Annotated in this window: 7 protein-coding genes; 1 reads left to right on the top strand and 6 read right to left on the bottom strand. The window is 65.6% G+C overall.

The genetic code is table 11. From position 1 onward, the window contains the following. Positions 1-356 precede the first annotated feature (356 nt). Entirely contained in the window at positions 357-1,031 is a 675-nt protein-coding gene (locus ACQKQD_RS33850) for a Crp/Fnr family transcriptional regulator (RefSeq protein WP_427510967.1), read from the bottom strand. Positions 1,032-1,505: 474 nt separating this feature from the next. Here ACQKQD_RS33850 and mddA point away from each other — a divergent pair, with 474 nt between their 5' ends. Next, positions 1,506-2,240 (top strand): methanethiol S-methyltransferase, encoded by a 735-nt coding sequence (gene mddA, locus ACQKQD_RS33845; protein ID WP_091684025.1) that lies wholly within the window; start codon positions 1,506-1,508, stop codon positions 2,238-2,240. Positions 2,241-2,277: 37 nt separating this feature from the next. Here the strand turns inward: mddA and ACQKQD_RS33840 are convergent, their stop codons facing one another. The 5 genes from ACQKQD_RS33840 to ACQKQD_RS33820 all read right to left on the bottom strand — a co-directional run. Further along, complete coding sequence (locus tag ACQKQD_RS33840) at positions 2,278-3,267, bottom strand: ABC transporter substrate-binding protein (protein ID WP_427510966.1); 990 nt, start codon at positions 3,265-3,267, stop codon at positions 2,278-2,280. A gap of 28 nt (positions 3,268-3,295) precedes the next feature. Beyond that, positions 3,296-5,065 carry an adenylate/guanylate cyclase domain-containing protein gene (locus ACQKQD_RS33835; RefSeq protein WP_427510965.1) on the bottom strand — a complete coding sequence of 590 codons (1,770 nt, stop codon included), beginning with the start codon at positions 5,063-5,065 and terminating at the stop codon, positions 3,296-3,298. A gap of 484 nt (positions 5,066-5,549) precedes the next feature. Further along, a complete protein-coding gene (locus ACQKQD_RS33830) occupies positions 5,550-6,893 on the bottom strand; it encodes a glycosyltransferase (protein ID WP_427510964.1) in 1,344 nt (447 codons plus the stop codon). A gap of 150 nt (positions 6,894-7,043) precedes the next feature. Beyond that, positions 7,044-7,187, bottom strand: a complete 144-nt coding sequence (locus tag ACQKQD_RS33825) for a hypothetical protein (RefSeq protein ID WP_244527021.1) — start codon at positions 7,185-7,187, stop codon at positions 7,044-7,046. A gap of 414 nt (positions 7,188-7,601) precedes the next feature. Next, a partial coding sequence (locus ACQKQD_RS33820) for a diguanylate cyclase (protein WP_427510963.1) occupies positions 7,602-8,392 on the bottom strand: 791 nt, incomplete at its 5' end.

The raw sequence follows: 8,392 nt of genomic DNA, 5'->3' as shown, positions 1-8,392 counted from the left end.
GACATAGGTATCTTGAAACAGCAGTCTCATTATGGGGTCGTGGCGGGCAGCTTTTGGGGTCGATCTTCCGAAAGCTGCCTTACCGCTATCCACCCAACCCGGTCGTAACCCTCTGTCGTCAAGCAGCCTGGAAGCGGACCTTCCGCGGGTCCGCGAAGGGTCGGAAGCGGCGGTTCAGCGGCTATTGGCCCGAGGTCAGATGTTGACGCAACTGAGACCCGCGAGCTGAGCTGCTATAGCGGCTGGTTCGGAGAACCCGCGAAAGTCGACTAAGCGGCCGACAGAGTTTCGCCGTAAGCAGCGCGTCTGCTTTGAAGCTCAGGGAGCGGACGTTCACAGCGACTCAGCCGAGGGACTTAAAATGACAAGGCGGCCAAAGCAAGGGCAGCAGGATCGCGTACGACGACGCGATTGCGGTGGAGGTCGAGCATGCCCTGGCGACGCCAAGACTGGAGTTGCCTGTTGACCGTTTCGCGGGTCGTACCCGCGAAGTCAGCGATGTCGTCCTGCGAGATATGAATCTCGCTGCCGAAATCCTCCGCCAAGCCTAACAGGCGTCGCGCGATCCGCGCAGGCAACGGCATCAGCACCGCCTCTTCGAGTCGCGCACTGGCGAAGCGCAGGCGCTCGCACAGAAGCTCGATGACCCGCATCGACAAGTCGGCGTGCCGGCCAACGAGGTCCAGCATGTTGCGGCGGCGGACCGCGAACAGCTCCGCCGGCTCGGCCGCAACGGCGTCCGCGCTACGCGGCCGACCATCGAATAGCGCGATCTCGCCGAAAATGTCGCCCGGACCGAGTATGTTGAGCGTTATGCGCCGGCCCGCGCCGGTGCCGGCCGTGATCCGGATCTCGCCGCGGCGGATCGCGTAGAACGCGTCCGCCGGGTCATCCTTCAGGAACAGGGTTTCGCCGCGGGCAAGACTGTGGGTGACGCAAAGGGCAGCGACGGCCCGCCGCTTGTCGGATTCGAGGCGGCCGAAGAAGGGGCTGGCGGACAGCAAACGCTCGAACTGCGCCGGATCGCCCACAGAACTGGCTCCGGTTGGAGCTGCGGACCCGACCGAACCGTGAGGTCGGACGGCGGTGCAATCATACTAGAGTGACCGCGAACTCGCCATCCGCCCGGAAGGTCGGCGCAGCGGCGGAGAAGTGCAGTATGCACCGCGGACGGCCGCGGCGACTATCGTGCGGCCCTGAAGGCGGCGGCACGCGTCATATCGGATCTGATGAGGTCGAGGTCCGCGAGGTCGCGCTCGCTGAACAAGGCGAGTTCGCGCTGTGTACGGCGGCAATCGAACCACAGTTTTAAGAGAGAGAACGCAGCGGTCACCTGATCCTCCTCGGCTGAGTAGGCCGACATACCGGGGCGCCGCTCCGCGTCTGTGACGGCGATCACGGACGCAGGTGGGTGGTTGGCCGGATGAAAGTTCGGGCCGCAAGGCACCGGGTCGTGACCGGCCTCGGAGCACGGCCGATCACGCCTTTGTCGCTGGAGATGTTCCATGTCGCGCGCTGCCCGCCTGACCTACGCCTTGATTTGCTACGCGATCTTCCTGCTGGCGTTCCTCTACGCCGTCGGCTTTCTCGGACGCGCCGTCGTTCCGAAGACTGTAGACGACGGGCCGCTCGTCGATCCGGGACTCGCCGTCCTCGTTGACGTCTCCCTGCTCGCCCTCTTCGCGCTCCAGCACAGCGTGATGGCGCGTCCGCGCTTCAAAGTCTGGTGGACACGCATCGTCCCAAAGCCCATCGAGCGCAGCACCTACGTCCTTCTAGCGAGCCTCGCACTGCTGCTGCTGTTCTGGCAATGGCGTCCGCTCCCGGCGGTCGTTTGGTCGATCTCTGAGCCGGTCGCGGTGGAACTCCTTTCAGGACTCTTTTGGATCGGCTGGCTGGTTGTCCTCGCCAGCACCTTCATGATCAGCCATCTCGACCTCTTCGGGCTCAAGCAGGCCGTCCATGGCAAGCGCTCGACTGCACCGGGCGAGGCCGTATTCAAGACACCCTTTCTCTACAGGCACGTCCGGCACCCGATCTACCTCGGCTTCGTCGTCGCCTTCTGGGCAACGCCGACGATGACGGCCGGCCATCTGCTGTTCGCCGCAGTCGCGACCGCCTACATCTTCGTCGGCATCCAATTGGAGGAGCGCGACCTCGTCGCCTTCTTCGGCGATCGCTACCGACGCTATCGGCGCGAGGCGGGCATGCTCTTGCCGCGCTTTCGCGGTGCACGCTGATCGCGAAGGTCGCCGACGGGCCGTGGGCGTCGGATCGCTACTCGATCACCACGTCCGCGCTGCTCAAGATTGAGGGCGGCAAAGTCACGCCGAGGCGTGTGGCCGCCCCGGCGTTGGCGAACAGTTCAACCTTCGTGACGAGCTGGACCGGCAGGTCGCGGGGCTGTTCGCCCCGGAGCAGACGGCCGGCATAGATGCCGGCTTGGCGATGCGTCTGCGTGAAGTCGCCTCCGTAGCTCAGCAGCCCGCCGGCATTGGGAAAATCGCGGGATTGGGTGATCGCGGGAAGGCGATGGCGATTTGCGAGGATCGCAAGATGCGCGCTGCGATAGGCGAAGAAGGGGTCGGAGGTGAAGACGAGGCCGGGCACCCCAAGCCGGCGCGGCGTCGTGGAAAGCGCCTCGAACTCATCCTCGCGGCTGGCCTCGAGCACATGGAGCTGCAGGCCAAGGCTTCCCGCCGACGCCTGGAGTCCGGCTACCTGCGAGCTGGCCGTGGGACTGGTCGGATTGACCGCGACGGCGAGGGCGGCGGTCGTCGGAAACAGCTCCCGCATGAGCTCGAGCCGCTTGTTCGAGACCTCGACGCTCAGGCTCGACACACCTGTGAGATTGCCGCGCGGCCGAGCGAGATCGTCCACCAGGCCGAGGACAACGGGATCGCCGCCCATCTCGAAGACGATCGGAATGGTCTCGGTCGCCGTCCGCGCGGCAAGCACCACGGGCGCACCGCCTGGGGCAACAAAGACCGCGATCCCGCTACCGGCCAGCTCCTTCGCCAGCGCGGGCAGCCGCTCGTAGCGCCCGTCTGCCCAGCGAAAGGCGATCGCGACGTCGCGCCCCTCGACGAACCCAGCATCGGCAAGCCCTCCGCGAAAGGCCTCAAGCCGGCTGGCAACGCGCTCGGGCGTCTCGGAGCCGAGATAGCCGATTACCGGAAGCGTCGGCGCTCGCGCCCGCACCGCACGGGGTATGACGCCGCCGATCAGAGCGGTGACCGGCCCGATGAGAATGGCGCGTCGCCTCATCCCCTCGCTCCTCGCCAAGTGCAAAGCATCACGCCGCCGCGCCCGACGTTGGGCGAGCGCCGGTTCCCTGACCAGCGGCCACGGCGAAGACGGCAACCGGATCGTCGAAACCCTTCAGGCGCCGCGTCCCGAGTGACACGAGAGGGACACCGCCCTCGATCGCCTCGGCCGCCGTGCGGTCGACGAGGATCTCGCCGTCCTGAGCCGAGGCGCACAGGCGCGATGCGAGGTTCGTCACCGTGCCGATGGCCGTGTAGTCCATCCGGCTGTCGGAGCCGATGCGCCCGACCGTGGCGGGTCCCATCGCCAGCCCGATCCCGAAGCCGAGCGCATGGCCGCGCGCCCGCCAAGTCGCGGCCAGAGCCTGCACCGTCGCCTGCATCTCGATGACCATGCGAACGGCCCGCAACGCCGGCTCGGGGCAGGCCACGGGCGCGTTCACCAGGATCATGACGCCGTCGCCGGCGAGGCTCACGAGCGTCGCGCCGTGGTGGTTCACGGTCGCACCAACCGCTGCATGGTATTCGCCCAGCACGTCCATGATCACGGTCGGCTGAGATCTGGCGGAGAACGGGGTGAAGCCGCGCAGGTCGCCGAAGACGACGACGACCTCGACGCGCTGTCCATCGAGGACGCTGTCATCGCCGGCCCGGTCCACGAGCTCGGCGACCTGCGGCGCGAGAAAGCGTTTGAGCCGGTCGATGCGCTCCGAGCGCTCCCGCGAGATCGCGACCTCGCGTGCCATCTGATTGAAGCGAGTCGCAAGTCGCCCAAGCTCATCGATCCTCGCGATGTCGATGCGGTGATCGAACTGGCCGGCCCCGATACGGGCCGCGCCGTCCTCCAGCAAGCGGATTGGCCCAGTCATTCGGCCGGCGAGCCAGTAGGCGAGCGCGGCGGCGAAGCCCGTGCCGGCGAGCAGCAGGCCGAGCAGGCGCCAGAAGGCGGCGTGGATCGGTCCGAACGCCTCGGCGGCCGGCTGGTGGACAATCACGCTCCAGTCCGGACCCTGGACGGGCGCCAATGCGGCAACCACAGCGCGCCCCGCCGGGTCCGTGCCGGCGACCGCGCGCCCATCCTGCGCGAGGATTGCAGCCCGCAGTGCTTGAAGGTTCTCGGCCGTCCGGTCCGCGGTGCCGCGTAGGACGAGGCTGATGTCGGGATGCGCGATGAGCCGGCCCGGCCGGTCGAGGACGAAGGCCTGTCCGGTCTCGCCGATCCGGATCCCCACGATGACGTCTAGGATCAGCTTGAGATTGATCTCGGCGATCGCGATGCCCGCAGCGGCTCGGTTCCCGGCCACGGCCACGGTCATGTACGGTTCGGAGTTGCGGTGGTAGGTGACGGGGCCGAACCAAGCTTGCCCGGTCCGAGCTCCCAAGACCGCCGGATCCGCCGATGCGTCATCTCTGCTCTCGACGCGGTTGAGGCCGATTCGCGAGACAGAGAGCCGCTCCTTCGAGGCGCCGTCGATCAGCCTGAGGTTGGTTACGGCGGGGGCGTGGCGCAGGAGGCGCAGGGCATCGATGCGCCGCCGCTCGTCGGCTCCCTCAGTCCAGGGCAAGTGGACCATCCAGGCGAGCTGGTTTCCGATCCCTTCAATAAATATTGAGATACGCGCCGCCGCAGTCCGGGCTTCGGCACTGAGGAGGTCGTTCAGGTGCGCCCTCTGGTCCTTATATCCGAACCATGCCTGACTGCTGCCGGCGGCGAGCAACGGAACGGCCACGGCCGCGAACAGTACAAAGAAATATTGCCGGAACAGCGAGCCCCGAGTGGCGAAAGGGAACCGAGCCATCGCCGGATCTATTCCAAGGCGCATCGATCCGCTCCGGGATCACCCGAACGCCCCCCCCTTGAAGTGCTGCCGAAACGCATCGGAGATTGCCCGGACTCGCCGATCAGCGCGCGATTATGTTCCGAACTTGACTTCAATGCCAACCTCTCAGGCACTTCGCCGGTTGAAGCGGGGTTCGGACACATATTGAGAGAGGCGGCTTTGCGGCGACGTCTGCTTCGGAGAGGCAGCCCGCGTCGGCTGAGCGGCCGCAATGGGCGCCAAGCCGAATGTCCGGTCCTGCGTGTGATGGTAATCCGGCCTGACGTAGTCTGGCCGAAAGCTGCAAGTCCGCTTCGAAGACGATTCTCCAAAAAAAGGTAGTCGCAGGAGGCCTATCGACGCGGACTCCGCAATATCAACATGTCGGAAGCGAAGATCGGTTTCGGTCCTTCCAGCGGGGCGGCGATTTAAGCCCACGTTCCCGGAAACGTCCGCGGATCCCTCAGGGCGCATAGCAGATGGTGTCTAAGCGGCTCTCTTCGATGAGTCGCACTGCTGCTGAAACGGGATTGGGGTCGGATCGCATGCGTGCCGAGAGCGTCGCCGCATGCGCGACCGCATCAGCTTTCGAGATCAGGCGCAGTCCGCGTTCCAAGCTGTCACAAGTCAGTTTTCTGAAGGGCATGTGGCAGCCAACACCCAGCTGGGCCAGTCGCGCGCCCCAGAACGGCTGGTCGGCGAAGACCGATGCGACCACGGACGGCAGCCCCGCCCTGACGACGGCATGGGTTGTTCCAGCGCCGCCGTGGTGAACGGCGGCTGAGCAACGGGGCAGCAGCCAATCATGGTCGATCGCGCCGACGAGGCGGATCTCCGATGATGGGTCCTGCAGCGACGCCAAGGTCGACCAGCCGGCGCCCACGACCATGCGGCAATTGCAGCGGCGCGCAACCTGGCCGAGAAGGTTCAGCATCCGGTCAGGCTCTCGCACCGGCATGCTGCCGAGACCAACGTAGACCGGTGGTGGACCGGCCTCAAGCCAAGCGGCGAGTTGCGGCGCAGGGGCAGCCTCCCCGAGGCTCCGCCGCGCAGCCTTCGGGACCTGAAAGGACCCGACAATGCGTTGCGTCGGGCCCCAGTCGGATGGCCGAGGGACGAGGTGTGACGAGAATGCCTGCACGGAGCACAACCCCGTCGTGGCGAGGCGCTGCTGGGTTGGCCGACGGGTAGAGGCAAGCCCCATGCGGCTGCGCAGAAGCGCAACGCTGTCGCGATGGGCCGCCCACCACAGGCGTTCAACCACAGCATATGTCAGGCGATGGAGCAGGCGCGAGCGGAGATCTCGCGTGGTGACGAGGCTATGGGCGAAGTCGCCGGTGGGCATCAAAGGAGCAAGATGCAGTGCGATCAGGGGGATACCCTGCGCTTCGGCCATGACCGCCGAGTGATCCTCTGTAAGTACACCAGCCACGATAACATCTGCTCCGTCGCAGATGCGCATCTGGTCCGCCAGAAGCAGATCCTGATGCGCGTGCATCAGGGCCTGCATGCGTTTCATGATAGCCCGGACGTTACCGGACGCGAACATGGCTTGGCCCTCGGGCGAGTCCATGTAGGCCTGGGTGTCGAAGCCGATACGCTCGATACGGACGCCGCATTGGGCAGCCCACTCTAGGACGTTGGGAGGGACCGCGAGGGTCACATCGTGGCCGCGAGCCTGCAGCGCCATCGCGAGGACTAGAAAGGGTTGGACGTCTCCGCGTGTCCCGAAGCTCGTAAGGGCGATCCGCACCGTGTCATCTCGCTGCGTGCTGCGCTGCGAGCGCTCTGCGGGTACGTCCGTCATCGCGCGCGCGCGCGCGCTCGCGAATGAGGGATCGTAGCGTATTGTGACGCGACAGCCTGCTCGACTGCTCGTTCCTGGTCATCACCGTTCGCTCCTGTGTGGTGATGATATGATCTGTCCGTCAGCGGTTCCACCATATCGATAGGCTGATCACCGCAGGAAGGCGGCCAGCGGCCCGACGTCGCGGATGTAGTTGTGCTGCGTCGCCCGGGAGAACCGGCGCAGGGTCATGTCGTCGATCAGGCGATGACGCAGCGAGCCGCCGGCAGCGGCGGGAACTGCGACGATGGTCATGGGATGGCCCCGCTCGAAACAAGGGAGCCGGGATCGTCCGCCCGGGCTGGGCGGCGTTCAATTGGCGCAGGACGCTGCGGTCAATCCGCCATCCTCGAAGCTGCCACCCAACCCGCGCGAGCGGGTTCGTTCATCCACCCATTCAGGTCATTCCGAAGCAAATTCCGGTGGGCCGGATTGGGCCGAAAGCCGCCGATCTGCTTCCAAGGCAGGCGGCCGGAAAAGCGGGCCGTCTCCTATCGACCCAACTCGGTCGCGCGAACGGCACCAGCGCTTTCCAGAAGAGGCCGCTCGTTAGCCGCCATGCAACTTCGTCTTGGGGTAATGGGCTGCCGTTGGCTGATAGTTTCGCAGCCTTCCCGCCAGCGGCCGAACCAGACTTCCGGTGCGGTGCGTTTCACGCTCGTGTCCGTACTACGCCGCCGCCTGAAGTTCTGGCGACGCTGTCGCCTCAATCGATCGCACGCAGTTGCGCCCATCCGACTTGGCTGCATAGAGCGCGCGGTCTGCTCGTTCGATCGTGTGGTCAACGTCACCGTCAGTGAGCTCAGCCTCGGCCATGCCGATGCTGATCGTCGCTCTGAGACATTGCCCTTCGGGCTCGAACACGGTGCTCGCCACCGTCTGACGGATCCGATCTGCGAAGACGGCAGCACCCTTCAGATCGGTCTCGCGAAGTAGGACCACAAACTCCTCGCCACCGAAGCGCGCGACCTTATCTGTGGTTCGGACCGCTTCGTTGATGATGCGCCCGACTTGACGGATCACCTCGTCGCCTGCGGCATGGCCGTACAGGTCATTGACACGCTTGAAGTGATCGATGTCGATCATCAGGATGCATATCGCACGCTTGTAGCGCCTGAAGTAGCTCATCGCATCGGTGGCTAGGGGGACGAACGCGCGTCGGTTGAGCAGACCTGTGAGAGCGTCGGTGTCGGCCAGGACCTGCATCGCGTGCAGATCAGCTCCAAGACGTCTGACGCGATCCTCCGCAGCGTGAACCGCACTGGACGCCTCCGCCTCGATGAGGCGCGCATCCGCCTCAGCCGTGCCGATGCGCCTCAGAAGCGATCTCACTGAGGCAGACAAGCGAAGAACCTCGGGCGAGCCGTTGACGTCCCCCCATCGCTTTGGTCCGGCCTGAGTGCGAGTTTTCCGGTTTTGTGAGACCCTGATGGGAGGAGCAGAGCCGTGAAGAAGAGCAG

This window comes from Methylobacterium sp. NPDC080182 (assembly GCF_050281105.1).
Taxonomy (GTDB): Bacteria; Pseudomonadota; Alphaproteobacteria; order Rhizobiales; family Beijerinckiaceae; genus Methylobacterium.
Note: the sequence above shows the minus strand (reverse complement) of the source record. Positions and strands in the feature narration are given on the sequence as shown.